At 33.3% G+C, this 18,065-nt stretch carries 10 protein-coding genes; 9 read left to right on the forward strand and 1 reads right to left on the reverse strand.

The genetic code is table 11. The annotated features are described in order from the left end of the window. Positions 1-161 precede the first annotated feature (161 nt). The 9 genes from WN975_RS00595 to WN975_RS00635 all read left to right on the forward strand — a co-directional run bounded on the left by WN975_RS00595 (position 162) and on the right by WN975_RS00635 (position 17,063). Positions 162-1,913: a TonB-dependent receptor gene (locus WN975_RS00595; protein WP_337964729.1), complete on the forward strand. Its 1,752-nt coding sequence runs from the start codon at positions 162-164 to the stop codon at positions 1,911-1,913. Positions 1,914-2,153: 240 nt separating this feature from the next. Next, positions 2,154-2,603 carry a hypothetical protein gene (locus WN975_RS00600; RefSeq protein ID WP_337964730.1) on the forward strand — a complete coding sequence of 150 codons (450 nt, stop codon included), beginning with the start codon at positions 2,154-2,156 and terminating at the stop codon, positions 2,601-2,603. 701 nt (positions 2,604-3,304) lie between these two features. Continuing rightward, positions 3,305-4,981 (forward strand): asparagine synthase B, encoded by a 1,677-nt coding sequence (asnB, locus tag WN975_RS00605; protein ID WP_337964731.1) that lies wholly within the window; start codon positions 3,305-3,307, stop codon positions 4,979-4,981. 305 nt (positions 4,982-5,286) lie between these two features. Beyond that, positions 5,287-6,903 (forward strand): asparagine synthase B, encoded by a 1,617-nt coding sequence (gene asnB / locus WN975_RS00610; RefSeq protein ID WP_337964732.1) that lies wholly within the window; start codon positions 5,287-5,289, stop codon positions 6,901-6,903. A gap of 211 nt (positions 6,904-7,114) precedes the next feature. Further along, a complete protein-coding gene (locus tag WN975_RS00615; protein WP_337964733.1) occupies positions 7,115-9,850 on the forward strand; it encodes a pitrilysin family protein in 2,736 nt (911 codons plus the stop codon). Between the two features lie 313 nt (positions 9,851-10,163). Further along, complete coding sequence (gene gyrB / locus WN975_RS00620; RefSeq protein ID WP_099711362.1) at positions 10,164-12,104, forward strand: DNA topoisomerase (ATP-hydrolyzing) subunit B; 1,941 nt, start codon at positions 10,164-10,166, stop codon at positions 12,102-12,104. A gap of 107 nt (positions 12,105-12,211) precedes the next feature. Beyond that, complete coding sequence (gene mdh, locus WN975_RS00625; RefSeq protein ID WP_337964734.1) at positions 12,212-13,147, forward strand: malate dehydrogenase; 936 nt, start codon at positions 12,212-12,214, stop codon at positions 13,145-13,147. Positions 13,148-13,375: 228 nt separating this feature from the next. Continuing rightward, entirely contained in the window at positions 13,376-16,348 is a 2,973-nt protein-coding gene (secDF, locus tag WN975_RS00630) for a protein translocase subunit SecDF (RefSeq protein WP_337964735.1), read from the forward strand. A gap of 85 nt (positions 16,349-16,433) precedes the next feature. Beyond that, on the forward strand, positions 16,434-17,063 hold the full coding sequence (locus WN975_RS00635; RefSeq protein WP_337964736.1) for an acyloxyacyl hydrolase: 630 nt from the start codon (positions 16,434-16,436) through the stop codon (positions 17,061-17,063). Between the two features lie 39 nt (positions 17,064-17,102). On the opposite strand, the gene lgt is transcribed toward WN975_RS00635, so the two are convergent. Continuing rightward, the gene (lgt, locus tag WN975_RS00640; RefSeq protein WP_337964737.1) at positions 17,103-18,035 is read right to left on the reverse strand and encodes a prolipoprotein diacylglyceryl transferase; all 933 of its coding nucleotides are present in this window, start codon (positions 18,033-18,035) and stop codon (positions 17,103-17,105) included. Between the last annotated feature and the right edge of the window lie 30 nt (positions 18,036-18,065).

Consider the following 18,065-nt stretch of genomic DNA (forward strand, 5'->3'; position numbering starts at 1 on the left):
GAAAGAAGTTAGAATAAAGAGAATAGAATATAGAAAATAGAGTCAAGAAGCTAGAGCAAAGACTAAAATATAATAGAATAAAAAAATAGAGAAAATCCAGAAATAAGAGAGAAGTCTTTCTTCTTTGCTCTTTTTTCTATTCTCTAAAAAAAAGAAAATATATGAAGATTAATTGCCAGAATAAAATCATTGTTTTACTACTATTGTTTGTTGTCCAGCTTTCGTTTTCACAGAAGAAAAATGAAAGCATTGGTACAGAAACCGTGAATGTGGTAAAACCGTATTCGCCAACAATTTCAGATGCATTTAAAGTGAAAGAAACACCTTCGCTTGACGATTCAGGAAATCAGCCTAAAGAAACTATAAAATACAGTATTTTGTCGGTTCCGGTGGCTTCAACTTTCACGCCTTCAAAAGGAAATGCACAAGGTGTGGATAAAGCTAAAAAAGAAAAATTGTTTAATAATTACGCGACTTTGGGAGTTGGAAATTATGGTACTTTAAATGCTGAATTATTCGTAAATCAGGATTTAGGAAATAATGATTATGTGGCGGGAATGTTTCGCCATCATTCTTCTCAGGGCGGAATTAGCGGCGTAGATTTAAATGATGAATTTTATGATACAGCGTTAAATGTTGGTTATGGTGTAAATAACCGTGATATGTCTTGGAATGTTGATTTGGGATATCAAAATCAATTGTATAATTGGTACGGTTTGCCTGCTGATTTTGGTATGACTTTGCCGCCGGCGCAACAAGAAGATTTGATTAGAGGAATTAATGCAAATCACTCTTATAATACAATTGCTTTAGGCGGAAATATCGAATTTAATGAAGGTATTTTTAGCAAAATAGCAACAAAATTCACGCATTTTTCGGATAGTTTTTCTTCTTCAGAAAATCGTTTTTATCTAAAACCTACTTTCAAAGTAGATGTTATGGATCAATCGATAAATACGAATGTAATTATTGATCACGTAAGTGGATCTTTCGAAAATAATTATGCTCGTAATAATACTGAACCGTTAAAATACAGTTTGACTAATTTTGGAATTGAGCCTAGTTTTGTGATTCATGAAAACGATTGGACTTTAGAATTGGGAGCTGGATTGTATTATGGTTTGGATTCTGAAAACAGCGGAAACAAGTTTTATATTTATCCAAAAGTAAATGCTTCTTATAAATTAGTGGGCGATTTGATGATTTTCTATACGGGAGTTTATGGTGCTTTAAATCAAAACTCTTATGCTGATTTTGTAACGGAAAATCCATTTTTATCACCAACTTTAAACATGAGACCAACAAGTAATCAATATACTGTTTTTGCAGGTTTAAAAGGGAAATTAGCAAACAATGTAAGCTATAATTTGACTGGTTCTTATTTGAATGAAAAAGATAAGGCTTTGTTTAAAAGCAATGATTATACAGAAGATCTTGCAAATGAAAACTACGCTTACGGAAACTCTTTTGGAGTTGTTTATGATGATGTGAGAACGTTTCGTTTTTATGGAGAATTAAAAGCTGATTTTTCAGAAAATGTTTCTTTTGGAATTAACGGAACTTTTAATAGTTACAAATTCGACGGTTTGGAAGCGTGGAATTTGCCTTCGATGAAATTGAGTTCAAATCTTGATGTAAATATTACAAAACAATGGTACGCTGGTTTGAATGTTTTCTTTGTTGGAGAACGTAAGGATATGCAATCGAATTTGAATTCTGGAGTTGATCCGGTTGTTACAACGCTAAAAAGCTATTTTGATGCCAATGCGCACGTAGGATATAAATATAATGAGCGCTTAACGTTTTTCCTGAAGCTTAATAATATTGGAAATCAGGCTTACGAAAAATGGTTGAATTATCCTGTACAAGGATTTCAGGTTTTAGTGGGAGGAAATTATAAATTTGATTTTTAAGGGAGATTTAACCGCAAAGTACGCAAAAGATTTTTTTCTTGCGTTATGTATATAAAACACAGAGTTCGCAAAGCTAGTTCAATACAAAGCTTTGCGAACTTTGCGTTTATTAAGCGCGATCCAGGATAAAAACTTTTGCGTGCTTTGCGGTTAATTTTGTGTAATTCGTGTTGAAAAAGATTGCAGAAGTAAAAAACCTTTGCACCTTTGTAACTTAGAACCTCAGTACTTTAAAAAAAAATGGAATTCAAACAAAAAATACATTCTCATTACTTGCAAATGGTTCAGGATCGAATAGATGTTTTTAGAGACATGATTTCGGCTTTGACCGAAGATTCTAAAAATGATGCTAAAGGTTCGGCTGGCGATAAGCACGAAACGGCTTTGTCGATGATGCATATCGAGCAGGAAAAACTAACGAATAAATTAAAAGAAGCAATTACTCAAAAAGCGATTTTAGATAAAATTGACGCTTCAAAAACAACTGAAAATATTATTTCTGGCAGCTTGGTAAAAGCAAACGGAATTTATTTATATGTAAGTGTGGCACTTCCTAAAATTGCTGTAGACGGTATAAATGTTATTGCCCTTTCGCCACAATCTCCGCTTGGTTCTCATTTAATGGGAAATAATGTTGGGTTTAAATTTGAAATTAATAAGACGCATTATACTATTGAGAGTGTTTTGTAGTTTGCTTTTTGTGTAATCCCTCCGGGACAATTTTTACCAAGCACTTTTTATTTTTTACCAACATTTAATCTCTACGAGATATATTTCTTCATTAGTTTTTTTTAAAACTTCGTTAGGAGTTAAATATTGGTAGAAAAAATAATAATTCCATGACGGAATTGTCCCGTAGGGACTACACTAGTAAGTTACGACCTTTGTCAAAGTTTAAAACTTTGACAAAGGTTTGCGAGCTAAACACACAATCTTGTCAGACTGACCGAAGTCAAAGCCACGTAGAAATTTTCTATAGCAAACCCGACAGGTTTTTAAAACCTGTCGGGTTTATTACGTTTAGAAAAATCGCCAATCTTTGACGAGTTTCTTGTGTGATTTCTCCTTAGGTCGGAATGACAAGATTGACATAAACAATAATTCTTCGGCTGCTTTCTTTCTTCTTGTTGGGAATCTTTCAATGATTTTAAAATATCATGAGATTTAATTTAAAGATCTGTTTAAAACCTTGCGTTTTGTGCTTTGTTTAAGCTTGAAATTGAAATTTTCAAGTTTGAGGCTTTTTTTAGTGTTAAAATTTTACATTTTATATGTAAAAATAAATTTATGGTTTTAAATTATAACTGAAATAGTATTTTATGTTTTTCAATTATAACCATTAATGCATCTTTGCCCTATCAAAATAAAATTTAAATAAAAAATATATAGTTATGTGTGGAATCGTATGTGCCTTTGATCTAAAACAAAAAGCCGAAACATTAAGACCTCAAGTATTAGAAATGTCTAAAATCATTCGTCACCGTGGACCAGACTGGAGCGGAATCTATAGCAATGATAAAGCAATTCTTTCGCATGAGCGTTTGGCAATTGTGGATCCAGCTTCAGGAAAACAACCTTTATTTACAGAAGATAAAAAATTGGTTTTGGCTGCAAATGGTGAAATTTACAACCACAGAGAATTGCGTAAACAATTTGCTGGAAAATATAACTTTCAGACTGAAAGTGACTGCGAAGTTATCTTGGCACTTTATAAAGAAAAAGGACCTCATTTTGTAGATGAAATGAACGGAATCTTTGGATTTGCAATCTATGATGTAGAGAAAGATGAGTATTTTATTGCTCGTGATCATATGGGAATTATTCCATTATATATTGGTTGGGATCAACACGGAACTTTTTATGTAGCTTCTGAATTGAAAGCTTTAGAAGGATATTGTACAAAAATCCAATTGTTTCCTCCGGGACATTATATGACTAGTAAAGACGGTGAATTTGTACAATGGTACAAAAGAGACTGGACTGAATATGATGCAGTAAAAGACAACGAAACTAGTATTCCTGCGATTAAAGAAGCTTTAGAAGCGGCGGTTCACAGACAATTAATGAGTGATGTTCCTTATGGAGTTTTACTTTCCGGAGGTTTAGATTCTTCTATTACTTCGGCTGTAGCCAAAAAATTTGCACAAAAACGTATTGAGTCAGATGATACAACAGATGCTTGGTATCCGCAATTACACTCTTTTTCGGTTGGATTAGATGGTTCTCCGGATTTAGCAGCTGCTCAAATTGTAGCAAAACATATTGGAACGATTCACCACGAAATCAAATTCACAATTCAGGAAGGTTTAGATGCAGTTCGTGATGTAATTTACAACTTAGAAACTTATGATGTAACTACAGTTAGAGCTTCGACTCCAATGTGGTTAATGGCGAGAGTTATTAAATCAATGGGAATTAAGATGGTTCTTTCTGGTGAAGGTGCTGATGAGTTATTTGGAGGATATTTATATTTCCATAAAGCACCAAACGCAAGAGAATTTCACGAAGAAAACGTTCGTAAATTAGGTAAATTACACATGTACGATTGTTTACGTGCAAACAAAAGTTTGGCTGCGTGGGGAATTGAAGGTCGTGTTCCGTTCTTGGATAAAGAATTTATGGATGTGGCAATGAGAATCAACCCGCAAGATAAAATGATCAACAAAGAACATCCAATGGAAAAATGGGTTGTTCGTAAAGCATTCGAAGATATGTTGCCGGAAAGTGTAGCATGGAGACAAAAAGAACAATTCTCTGACGGAGTAGGATATAGCTGGATTGATACTTTGAAAGAAGTGGTAGCCAAAGAAGTTTCGGATGAACAATTGGCAAATGCGAAATATAAATTTCCATTGCAAACGCCAACTTCTAAAGAAGAATATTACTATCGTTCGATCTTTGCAGAACATTTCCCAAGTGATGCAGCAGCATTATGTGTACCTCAGGAAGCAAGTGTGGCTTGTAGTACAAAAATTGCTTTGGAGTGGGATGAGGCTTTCAAAAACATGAACGACCCATCTGGAAGAGCTGTAGCAAGTGTTCACGATGATGCTTACGCGAAAGCATAAAAATTGAATTATTAGAATTAGTTATATATTGTAGAAGAACGTTCTCTTATGAGGACGTTTTTCTTGTCTTAAATTGTTAAATTATATAATTTCAGTCACTTAAAAATATTTTTTGGTAATTATTTAACTTAACTTTTTTATATTTGACATTCGTCGAAATAGAAAAAATCTAGTTTGATTATAAGGAAGTTATCAAAATAAAGTAGGATTTAATTTTCAGAAAACTGAAAATTACAGTGATTTATACCCGGTACATGTCATTTGGGGCATGACCTGAAAACAGAATAAATAAAAAATAGAATAGTATGTCTGGATTATTAGCCGTTATTGGTAAAGGAAAAGACCCGCAACTCGTAAAAGAGCTTTCTAAAAGAATGTCGCATCGTGGTCCTGATGAAAGTGATTTGCAAATTATGGAAAATGGCAGCATAATTAGTCATGAAAGTTTGTCAATTATTGATTTGAAGTCTGGAAAACAACCTATTCAGGGAACTAAAAAAGCCTGGATGGTTCATGATGGAGAAATCTATAATTATCAGGAATTAAAAGATACGGTTCTTAAGAATCATACCTTTAGAACAAAATCAGATTCAGAAGTAATTGTGCATTTGTACGAAGAATTTGGAAATGATTTTTGTAATATGCTTGATGGCGATTTTGCTTTTGTGGTAGTAGATGGCGACAACTATATTGCTGGACGTGATCCTATTGGGGTGAAACCTTTATATTATGGTTTGGATGAAAGAGGAAGAATTTATTTTTCGTCTGAAATGAAGCCAATCGCTGATCAGTGTAAAACATTCTCGACTTTTCCTCCGGGACATTATTATACACCAAAAAAAGGGTTTGTAAAGTATTATCAACCTGCATATGAGGATTATGAAAATGCTGTTGAAGAACTTGATTTAGATTTAATCAGAGATACTTTTACTGAAGCTGTTCGTAAACGTTTAATGAGCGAAGTTCCAGTTGGTGTATTGCTTTCGGGAGGATTAGATTCTTCTTTGATTGCTGCAATTGCTTCTCGTTCATTTGCTGATAGTGGTAAAAAACTACAGACTTTTTCAATTGGTTTGGATGTTGATGCGCCAGATGCGAAAGCGGCAAGAAAAGCAGCTGAATTTTTAGGTACTGAACATCATGAAATTCATTATTCTGTTGAAGACGGAATTGGGCTTTTGGAAAAAATAATTTACTATATCGAAACTTATGATATAATTTCGGTGAGGGCGAGTGTTCCAATGTATTTATTGTCTAAAGCTATTGCTGAAAAAGGAATTAAAGCAATTCTTTCGGGAGAAGGAGCCGATGAAATTTTTGGAGGACATTTGTATTTTAGAAATGCACCTTCGACAGAAGAATTTCAGAAGGAAACTATCGAAAGGGTTCAAAAATTATTTACAGCAGATTTATTGCGTGCCGATAAGTCAACAATGGCAAATGGAATAGAAACAAGAGTTCCGTTTTTGGATACTGCATTTCTGGATGCTACTATTCGCATTAGACCCGAAGAAAAGCAACCAAAAAAATATGACGGTGTCGAAAAATACATTTTAAGAAAAGCATTTGATACGCCTGAAAATCCATATTTGCCAGCTGATATTTTGTGGCGTCAAAAAGAACAATTTTCGGATGGAGTTGGATATAATTGGATTGATGAATTAATCGAGCATTGTTCATGTCAGGTTACTGATGAGCAATTGGCGGGAGCAAGTGTTGAATTTGCTTATAATTCTCCAACAACAAAAGAAGCTTATTTATACAGATCAATTTTTCATAAATATTATCCGCAAATTAGTGCTGCGCAAACGGTTCGAAAATGGATTCCGAAATGGCAGGAAAATCAAGATCCGAGTGGAAGAGCAAATGCGGCTCACTTAGAAGGGAATTTTGAAACTGCAAAATCTGGAGTAGCGGTTTAGTATTTTTAAAATCTAAATTCCAATTTGAATTAAATAATATAAGATCCGAAAGAAACATTCTAAATGTTCTTTTCGGATTTTTTTTGTGCGTTTAATTTTAGACTTGAGGTTTCCCGTAAATTACTAAAAGTAAGTTAATATTTATATATCGTGTTTAGGAAAAATATTATATTTGGTTACCAGAAATTAACTAATCCTTTAACTAAAATCTATGAGAAACTTATTATTAAGTGGAATTCTTTGCTGCTCATTAGCTTCAGTGAGTTCAGTTTATGCACAAAAACCTGTTGCGCCCAAGTACATTAAAAATGTTGAAGGTGTTAAGGAATATTCTTTAAATAATGGACTTAAAGTCCTTTTGATTCCGGATGCTTCTCAAAGCAATATGGTTGTAAATATTGTTTACAATGTAGGATCGAGAAATGAAGGTTACGGCGAGAAAGGTATGGCGCACTTGCTGGAACATATGCTTTTTAAAAGTACCAAAAATTTAGGTGATATTAAAAAAATGCTTTCTGATAAAGGTGGAAATGCAAACGGAACAACTTGGCTTGACCGAACTAACTATTACGAAGTTTTTCCATCAAGTGATGAAAATCTAAAATGGAGTATCGAAATGGAAGCGGATCGTATGATAAACGCGACTATTTTGCAAGAGGATTTATCGAAAGAGTTTTCTGTGGTAAGAAACGAATTTGAGATTGGAGAAAATAATCCTGATCGTGTTTTACAGGAAAGAATACTTTCATCGGCTTATTTGTGGCACAATTACGGGAAAAGTACTATTGGAAGTAAAGAAGATATAGAAAGAGTAAAAGCAAATACACTTAGAGTTTTTTATGAAAAATATTATCAGCCGGACAATTCAACTTTGATAATTGCGGGTAAGTTTGATGAACAAAAAGCTTTGCAATATGTTGGGCAATATTTTGGAGCTATTCCTAAACCAAAAAGAGTTTTGGATAAAACTTATACAGTTGAACCTGCACAAGATGGTGAAAAATACGTTGAGTTAAACAGAGCTGGAGACAGTAAAAATATTGGTGCTTTGTATCATACAGCAGCTTATGTAGATAAGGATTATGCTGCAATTGATGCTTTGGGCGAAATTTTAACTTCGGATCCATCCGGATATTTATACAAGTCATTAATTGAGACTCAAAAAGTGTCTAGTATTTATTATTGGCAGCCAACAACAAGAGATGCAAGTTATATTTATTTTGGAGTTGCAGTTCCTAACGATAAAGATATTAAAGCTACTAAAGACTTAGTTAGAACAGAGTTGGATAAAATAGGAACGACTAAATATACTGACGAAGATGTAACGAGAGCTAAGGCAAAAATCATAAAACAACTTGATGGTATAAAAAATAATACTATTTCATTTGCAATAAATCTTACTGAGATTGTTGGAGCCGGAGATTACAGATTAGGTTTTCTGTACAGAGATGCAGTTGAAAATTTGACTAAAGAAGATATTCAAAGAGTTGCAGATAAATATTTCAGAAGTAACAATAGAACGGTTGGGATTTTTATTCCGTCTAAAGATGAGCAACGTGTGAAACCTGTTGAATATACAGATGATCAAATTGTGGCTTTGACGAAAGATTACAAAGGAAAAGCTTTAGAAAAAGAAGTTGCTGCATTTGAGGCTTCTATCAAGAATTTGAAACAAAATTTTGTAGAAGGTAAATTGAGCAATGGAGCAAAATATGGCTTAATCAAAAAAGAAATAAAAGGCGGAAAGGTTCAGGCTAGTTTTCAATTTCCTGTAAGTAACGAAAAGGATTTAACCGGAAAATCAGATATCGGAGGAATTTTGGCTCAGTTGTTAAAAACGGGAACGAAAACCAGAACTAAAGAACAAATTAGCGATCGTTTAGATCAATTAAAATCAAGCATTTATTTTAATTTTTCAAGACAAACTTTATCGGTAAATGTAAATACTTATAAAGAAAATTTTAAAGAAGTAATGGAGATTTTGGGTGATTTGCTTGCTAATTCTACTTTTCCGGAAAATGAATTAACAAAAACAATCAGCGAATACAACACTTATTTAGAAGGAAATCTTAATGATCCGCAATCAGTTGCTTTTACGGAACTTTCAAGACAAACGACAAATTATCCTAAAGGGAGTATTTTTTATACACCAACACTTCAGGAACAAATAGATGCGTTTAAAAAAATCAAACAAACTGAAATTGTAGATTTTTATAAAAACATTCTTGGAGGAAATAATGGTGTTGGAAGTGTTGTAGGAGATTTAGAAGGAAAATCTACAGTTGAGATTTTAGAAAACACTTTTGGAAAATGGAATTCAAAATCAAAATATGAATTAGCTAAACCTACTTATTTTGAAACAAAAGTATCGGATAAGGATTTTATAACTCCAGATAAAGAAAATGCGGTAGCGCTTGGTAGAATTGGTTTTAAAATGACAAGAAGCAGTGCAGATTATCCTGCATTTGTAATGGCTAATGAAATATTAGGAAGCGGAGGATTTTTAAGTGCAAGAATTCCGATGAGATTGAGAGAAAAAGAAGGGATAAGTTACGGAGCTGGTTCATTTATTGATGTGCCTGTTACAAGTGATGTTGCTTCATGGTCGTATTATGCTTTTTTAAATCCGACAAAAAAGAATGCTGTTGAAACTGCTACAAAAGAGGAAATTGCAAAAGCATTAAAAGATGGTTTTACAGCTGATGAATTAAAATCAAACCTTGTTAGTTGGCAAAATGAAAGAAAAACAAGATTGGGTAGTGATGATACTTTAATGAGTCTTGTAAACACTTATTTGCAATACGGAATTCCTTTGGAAGATTATGATGACTTGGAAAACAAAGTTAAAGCATTAAAAGTTGAAGAAGTAAATGCTGTTTTGAAGAAGTATTTGAGCTTAGAAAAAATGACTTCTGTTTATGCAGGAGATTTTAATAAGAAATCATAAAGAGTGAAAATCCAAATATTATAAATTCCAAATTGTAATTTGGGGTGAATTATAAAATCCGAAATGACATTAAAATTGTTATTTCGGATTTTTTTTGCTTCATCTTAAGTTTTTAAAATTGGAAAAAATTGAAGATTTTTTTGGTTTTATTTTTAAAAGAGGCTAATTTTTGGAATTTGGAATTTATTTTTTGCTTTTTCAGACAATTGTGTTGATAACTTAAGTGCTTTAAATTGTATTTTAACTGATATATAATTTGCGTTTTTATATATTTGCGTGTTAGACAATAATTACATTTTTTAGAATAAATTATATGAGCGAAGAAATCAAGAAGAACAATTATTCAGCAGATAGTATTCAGGCATTAGAAGGAATGGAGCACGTAAGAATGCGTCCATCGATGTATATTGGAGATGTGGGGGTTCGAGGGCTACATCATTTGGTTTACGAGGTTGTTGATAACTCTATTGATGAGGCGATGGGAGGACATTGTGATACCATTGGTGTTGCAATAAATGAAGACGGTTCGGTAACAGTTGAAGATAACGGTCGTGGTATTCCAGTTGATTTACATAAAAAAGAGGGTGTTTCGGCACTTGAGGTAGTAATGACTAAAATTGGTGCCGGAGGTAAATTTGATAAAGATTCTTATAAAGTTTCCGGAGGTTTACACGGTGTTGGGGTTTCTGTTGTAAATGCGCTTTCTGTGCATATGAAATCTACTGTTTTTAGAGACGGTAAAATCTACGAACAAGAATACGAAAGAGGAAAATCATTATATCCGGTTAAACAAATTGGAGAAACAGATAAAAGAGGTACACGTCAGACTTTTTATCCTGATGATACTATTTTTACTCAAACTATAGAATTCTCTTATGATACTTTATCAGCTCGTATGCGTGAGCTTTCTTTCTTAAACAAAGGAATCACAATCACGTTTACAGACAAAAGAGAAGTTGATGAAAAAGGTGAATTTAAAAGCGAAGTATTTCATTCTGACGAAGGTCTTAAAGAATACATTCGTTATTTAGATGGTAACCGTGAGCCAATTATCTCTCACGTAATCAGCATGGATCACGAAAAAGGTGAAATCCCGGTTGAGGTTGCCTTGATTTATAATACAAGTTATACAGAGAATATTTTCTCTTATGTAAATAACATTAATACACACGAAGGAGGAACGCATTTACAAGGTTTTAGAAGTGGTTTGACAAGAACCCTTAAAAAATACGCAGATGCATCCGGAATGTTGGATAAACTGAAATTCGAAATTGCGGGAGATGACTTCCGTGAAGGATTAACAGCTATTATTTCGGTAAAAGTTGCAGAACCACAATTCGAAGGACAAACTAAAACAAAATTAGGAAACAGAGAAGTAGTTTCTCCGGTTTCTCAGGCTGTTGGAGAAATGTTAGAGAATTATTTGGAAGAAAATCCAAATGATGCGAGAATCATTATCCAGAAAGTAATTTTGGCTGCACAAGCCCGTCACGCTGCTAAGAAAGCACGTGAAATGGTACAACGTAAAACCGTTATGGGTGGCGGTGGATTGCCAGGAAAACTTTCAGATTGTTCTGAGCAGGATCCTGCAAGATGTGAGGTTTACCTTGTCGAGGGAGATTCGGCTGGTGGAACAGCAAAACAAGGTCGTGATCGTAACTTTCAAGCGATTTTACCATTACGTGGTAAGATTTTGAACGTTGAGAAAGCGATGCATCATAAAGTATTCGAAAACGAAGAGATTCGTAACATCTTTACTGCATTAGGAGTTACCGTTGGTACTGCAGAAGATAGTAAAGCCTTAAATCTTGAAAAACTAAGATATCATAAAGTAATCATCATGTGTGATGCCGATGTCGATGGTAGTCACATTTCTACCTTAATATTAACGTTCTTCTTCCGTTTCATGAAAGAATTGATCGAAGAAGGTCACGTTTATATTGCAGCGCCACCTTTATACTTAGTTAAAAAAGGAAACAAGAAAGAATATGCATGGAATGATGTTCAACGTGATCAGGCAAACGAGAGAATGGGAGGAAGTGCTGCTATTCAACGTTATAAAGGTCTTGGAGAGATGAACGCGGAGCAATTATGGGAAACTACAATGGATCCAAGTTTTAGAACTTTACGTCAGGTAACAATCGATAGTTTGGCTGAAGCTGATAGAGTTTTCTCAATGTTAATGGGAGATGAGGTACCGCCACGTCGAGAATTTATCGAGAAAAATGCAGTTTACGCAAATATCGATGCATAATAAATTTTAACACTACAATTCGTTTAATTGTTTAAATTTACTAAAACAATTAAACGAATTGTTTATTTTATAAAATAAGCAAATTAATAACCGATAAAGTATAAAATATGAAAGTTACCATTGTAGGAGCAGGAAATGTTGGAGCTACATGTGCAGATGCTATTTCTTATAGAGGAATTGCAAGCGAAGTAGTGTTGTTGGATATTAAAGAAGGTTTTGCCGAAGGTAAAGCATTGGATATTATGCAATGTGCTACAAATACTGGTTTTAATACCAAAGTATCTGGAGTAACCAACGATTATTCTAAAACCGCCGGAAGTGATGTAGTGGTTATTACATCTGGAATTCCAAGAAAACCAGGAATGACTCGTGAAGAATTAATTGGTATAAATGCAGGAATTGTAAAAACAGTTGCTGAAAACGTATTGAAACATTCTCCGAATACTATAATAGTTGTAGTTTCTAATCCAATGGATACTATGACATATTTAGCTTTAAAAGCTACAGGATTACCAAAAAACAGAATTATTGGTATGGGTGGAGCGTTAGATAGTTCACGTTTTAGAACTTATCTTTCATTAGCTCTTGATAAACCTGCAAATGATATCTCTGCAATGGTTATTGGTGGACATGGTGATACAACTATGATTCCTTTGACACGTTTGGCATCTTATAACGGAATTCCGGTAACAGAATTCTTGTCTGAAGAAGCTTTGCAAAAGGTAGCTGCTGATACAATGGTTGGAGGAGCAACTCTTACAGGTCTTTTAGGAACATCTGCGTGGTATGCGCCAGGAGCTTCTGTTGCTTATTTAGTTGACAGTATCTTAAACGATCAAAAGAAAATGATTGCTTGTTCTGTTTTCGTAGAAGGCGAATATGGGCAAAATGATATATGTATAGGAGTACCTTGTATAATAGGTAAAAACGGAGTAGAAGAAATTTTAGATATCAAATTAAACGATCAGGAAAAGGCTTTATTTGCTAAAAGTGCAGATGCAGTTCGTGGAATGAATGATGCCCTAAAGTCGATTTTAGTATAACGATTTTCGAAAAAAAAGGAGAAGACTGCACTTTTGCAGTCTTTTTTTTAAGATTAATTAATAAATAAATTGGTTAATGTTTTCGTTAATTATATATTTGCTCGGTTTAAAAAAAATGTTGTAATTCGTGATCTCGATTTTTTAGTTTTAAAAACTCATGTCAGGGCTTATTTTATGGGACTTTAAAACAAAAAACAAACAATAAAACATAATTAATTTTTAGTAATAATGCAGAATAAAGGACTTATTAAATTTTTCGCAATTCTATTTGCATTGGTAAGTATTTACCAACTTTCGTTCACTTTTGTGGCAAACAGTGTCAAAAGTGAGGCTAAAGCTTTTGCAGGAGACAATCCTGATAAAGAGCTAAAATATTTAGATTCTATCGGTAAAGTAAAAGTTTACAATCTTGGTTTCACGGATTTTACTTATAATGAAGTAAAAAACAAACAACTAAACAAAGGTCTTGACTTAGAAGGAGGAATCAACGTGATTCTTCAAATTTCTATTAAAGACGTTTTAAAAGGATTAGCAAACAATTCTAAAAATCCGGTATTTAATAAATCATTAGCTGATGCAAGTGCAAATTTAGAAGGAAACAAAACCTATTTAAATAAGTTTTTTGAAGCTTTTGAAGCAAATTCAAATGGAACTACAAAATTAGCTTCACCAGATATTTTTGCAAACAGAGGTTTACAAGGAGAAGGCGGAATTGACTTTCAAATGTCAGATTCACAAGTTCAAAAAGTAATCAAAAGAAAAGTTGATGAGTCTGTTGAGAGTGCTTACAAAGTATTGAGAGAGCGTATCGACAAATTTGGTGTTACACAACCAAACATCCAAAAATTAGGAGAAACAGGAAGAATCTTAGTGGAACTTCCAGGTGCTAAGGATGTTGATAGAATTAAAAAATTATTAGGTGGAAAAGCTCAATTAGAGTTTTGGGAAACTTATAAAATTGAAGAAGTTGGAAACTTTTTAGTTGCTGCTAACGAAGCGCTTAAAAAGACTGAAATCAAAAAAACTGAAACTAAAAGTGTTGCTAAAGATTCATTGAATGCTTTATTAACTGACGCTAAAGATTCTGTTGATACTAAAAAAGGAAACAATCCATTATTTGACAAAATGCTTGGTCAAGGTGGTGGACCAGTTTTAGGTTACTTCGCTCCAAAAGATACTGCAGTTATCAATGGATACTTAAAAAGACAAGATATTAGAATTTTATTAGCAGCTGACCAACACAATGCAAAATTTGTTTGGAGTAAACCAACTACTATTAAAGATGCTAAACAAAAAGATATTGAAGCAGTAGAATTATACGCTTTAAAAGGAAACAGAGATAATACTCCTGCAATGGCTGGTGGTGTTGTAACTGATGCAAAAGATACTTTTGACCAATTAGGAAAACCAGCTGTTTCTATGCAAATGAACAGCCAGGGAGCTAAAATCTGGGAAGAATTAACAGGAAGAGCATTTTCTCAAAAAAGTTATATTGCTATTGTTCTTGATAACGTAGTTTACTCTGCTCCTGGAGTAACTAGTGGACCAATTGCTGGAGGAAGATCTGAAATTACAGGATCTTTTGATGTTGCTGAAACTAAAGATTTAGCTAACATTTTGAATGCAGGTAAATTACCGGCTTCTGCAGATATTATTCAATCAACAGTTGTAGGACCATCTTTAGGTCAGGCTGCAATTGATGCTGGAACAATCTCATCTGTATTAGGATTTTTATTAGTTTGTTTATGGATGGTATTCTATTATGGTAAAGCTGGTTGGTATGCTAACCTTGCGTTATTATTGAACTTACTTTTCTTGTTTGGAATTATGGCAAGTTTTGGTTTTGTATTAACATTACCAGGTATCGCAGGTATCGTATTAACATTAGGTACGGCGGTAGATGCGAACATCATTATATTTGAAAGGGCAAAAGAGGAATTACGTGAAGGTAAATCTTTATCTGAAGCAGTTGTAGCATCTTACGGATGGCACGGTGCAATGCGTTCTATTATTGATGCAAACGTTACTCACGTTTTAACTGGAGCTATCTTGTTTATTTTTGGAACAGGACCAATTAAAGGTTTCGCTTTAACATTACTTATTGGTATCGTAACTTCATTGTTTACATCAATCTTTATTGCTAGAATTTTCATCGATAGAAATATTGCTGGAAAAGGAGATTTAACTTTCTCTACAAACATTACTAAAAACTGGTTTACTAATTTCCACTTTGACTTTATTAAAATCAAAAAATTCACTTATATCTTCTCTTCTATTGTAGTTGTAGTAAGTTTAGTTTCTATCTTCTTCGTTAACGGATTAGATGAAGGTGTTGATTTTGTTGGAGGAAGAACATTCCAGGTTAAATTTGAAAAACCAATCGATGCTACTGTAGTGTCAGATGAATTGTCTGCTGCTTTTGGAACTCCGGTTGAAGCAAAAATTTTAGGTGATGATGATCAATTGAAAATCACAACTAAATATAAAATTAAAGAAGACGGTGTTGCTGTTGACGAAGAAGTGAACAAAAAATTATATGATGCATTGGCGAAATATTTCCCTAATGTTACTTATGAAAAATTCACTAACACTTTTGACGGTAAAAAAGTTGGAGTTTTACAATCTTCTAAAGTTGGAGCTTCTATCTCTGAAGATATTAAAACTAACTCATACTGGGCGGTTCTTGGAGCGATGGCAGTTATTTTCTTATACTTAATGATCTCTTTCCGTAAATGGCAATATTCATTAGGTGCGATTGCAGCTGTTGCGCACGACGTAATCTTTGTATTAGGAATCTACTCTTTATGTTATAAATTCATGCCTTTCCATATGGAAATGGATCAGCACTTTATCGCTGCAATCCTTACTGTAATTGGTTACTCTATGAATGATACTGTAATTGTATTTGACAGAATTAGAGAGTTTATCATTGGAAACCGTAAAGGTAGTTTTGAAGATATCGTAAACGCTTCTATTAATACTACATTATCTAGAACATTGAATACGTCATTAATGATGATCATTGTATTATTGACAATGTTTATTTTTGGTGGAGAATCTATCAGAGGATTTATCTTTGCAATGTTAATTGGTATTGTTGTAGGTACTTATTCTTCATTATTTATCGCTACACCGGTATTGGTTGATACGATTTCTAAAGATGATAAACATACAATCGAAGACAAACATAATGCAGCATAATTAACTGCTTAAATTATATTAAAAAGATCCAGTGAAAGCTGGATCTTTTTTTTGTGCTATATTTAAAGTGTTTTAAAGCTTATTTATGATTAGAAAATTACTATTTGTTATAATGTTTGTTCTTTGTGTATTCGAGGTTTCTGCGCAGGCTAAAAAAGGCAATTTTGCGATTGGTTTTAATTATGGCATTGGTAGTGAATTCACTAATAGAAATTACACTTTCACAAACCAATTTTATAAGCTTCAGTTATACTATCGATTAAAAGAAACGAAACATTTTCAGTTTGAAATATTAGTGCAGCCCGAAGTTTATTTTGCAACACACCAATTGCTTAATCTTTATTTTGTAAAACCTGAAACACCAGATTATATTCATAAAAGAGAAGAATATACAAAGTTGAAAGATATTCATGAATATGTTTTAAATCTGGGTTTTTTAATTAGAAAGCCAATTGGCAAAATATTTTCGGTTTATGCTTTAGGAAGTATTGGGCCAATGATTACGGATACTGAAACAGAACGTATGACTAATGGTTTTGCTTTTGCCGATGTTTTTGCACTTGGAGTTTCGGCGCAGGTAAATCAATTTAGGTTTGATCTCCGTCCAAGTGTACGGCATGTTTCTAATGCGGGATTAAATAGTGAAAATGCAGGTTATAATACCAAAAATATTGAAGTTGGTTTCGTATTGTCTATAAATAAAAACGCCCAATAGAGTAAAGTATTGGGCGTTTTTTATATTATAAAAAATCTTTTAAGATTCTGCTAAAGGATTTCTTTGTGCTCTGATAATGAAGAAAAGTCCGATAATGATAAACGGAATACTTAACCATTGTCCTGTTGAGAAAATGCCTAATTCTTCTTCGATTCCGCCTTGACTTTCTTTTACAAATTCCACAACGAAACGTACTGCGAATAATAGAACTAAAAACAATCCAAATAAATATCCTGATTTAAGTCTTGCATTTGTTTTCCAGTATAAGAAGTACAAGGTTGCAAATACAAATATGTAGCAAATTCCTTCGTACAATTGTGTTGGATGTTTTGCAGGAACCTGAGCTAATAAATCAGCAAATTTAGGATCTGTTGCAATTGCAGTATAAGCATCTTTTGGATTAGCGATTTGAGTTTTTTCTACAGCTTCGGCTTTGCTAAATGTATCGTGCAAAAAACGAATTCCGAATGCAGATTTAGTTTCGTGTCCAATGATTTCTGAATTGAAAAAATTCCCTAAACGAACAAAAATAGCGCCACTCGCTACCGGAATAACAACACGGTCTAAAATCCATAATAATGGACGTTTTAAGATTTTTTTGCTATAATAATACATTGCAATAATAATCGCAATTGCAGCACCATGACTTGCTAAACCTTGAAAACCTGTGAATTCAAATTTAGGTTCGAATTTTACCGGTAAAAAGATCTCTAATAAATGATTTCTGAAATATTCCCAATCATAAAAGAAAACATGTCCTAAACGAGCGCCAATTAAAGTTGCTAAAACAGTCCAAACAAATAGAGAATCTAATTTTTCTATTGATTCGTTCTCGCGTTCAAAGATTTTTTTCATTATGAACCATCCTAAACCAAAAGCAATTACGAACATTAAGCTGTAATAACGAATCATAAAAAATCCTAAATCGATTCCTTCTGAAGGATTCCAAACGATGTTTAAGGCGTGTTTCATATAGTATTGTGTTTTTATTGGTTGCAAAAA

It is taken from the genome of uncultured Flavobacterium sp. (assembly GCF_951805225.1).
Lineage (GTDB): Bacteria > Bacteroidota > Bacteroidia > Flavobacteriales > Flavobacteriaceae > Flavobacterium.

Coding starts and splice junctions, on each gene's coding strand:
- WN975_RS00595 (WP_337964729.1), top strand. CDS start 162: ATGAAGATTAATTGCCAGAATAAAATCATTGTTTTACTACTATTGTTT.
- WN975_RS00600 (WP_337964730.1), top strand. CDS start 2,154: ATGGAATTCAAACAAAAAATACATTCTCATTACTTGCAAATGGTTCAG.
- asnB (WP_337964731.1), top strand. CDS start 3,305: ATGTGTGGAATCGTATGTGCCTTTGATCTAAAACAAAAAGCCGAAACA.
- asnB (WP_337964732.1), top strand. CDS start 5,287: ATGTCTGGATTATTAGCCGTTATTGGTAAAGGAAAAGACCCGCAACTC.
- WN975_RS00615 (WP_337964733.1), top strand. CDS start 7,115: ATGAGAAACTTATTATTAAGTGGAATTCTTTGCTGCTCATTAGCTTCA.
- gyrB (WP_099711362.1), top strand. CDS start 10,164: ATGAGCGAAGAAATCAAGAAGAACAATTATTCAGCAGATAGTATTCAG.
- mdh (WP_337964734.1), top strand. CDS start 12,212: ATGAAAGTTACCATTGTAGGAGCAGGAAATGTTGGAGCTACATGTGCA.
- secDF (WP_337964735.1), top strand. CDS start 13,376: ATGCAGAATAAAGGACTTATTAAATTTTTCGCAATTCTATTTGCATTG.
- WN975_RS00635 (WP_337964736.1), top strand. CDS start 16,434: ATGATTAGAAAATTACTATTTGTTATAATGTTTGTTCTTTGTGTATTC.
- lgt (WP_337964737.1), bottom strand. CDS start 18,035: ATGAAACACGCCTTAAACATCGTTTGGAATCCTTCAGAAGGAATCGAT.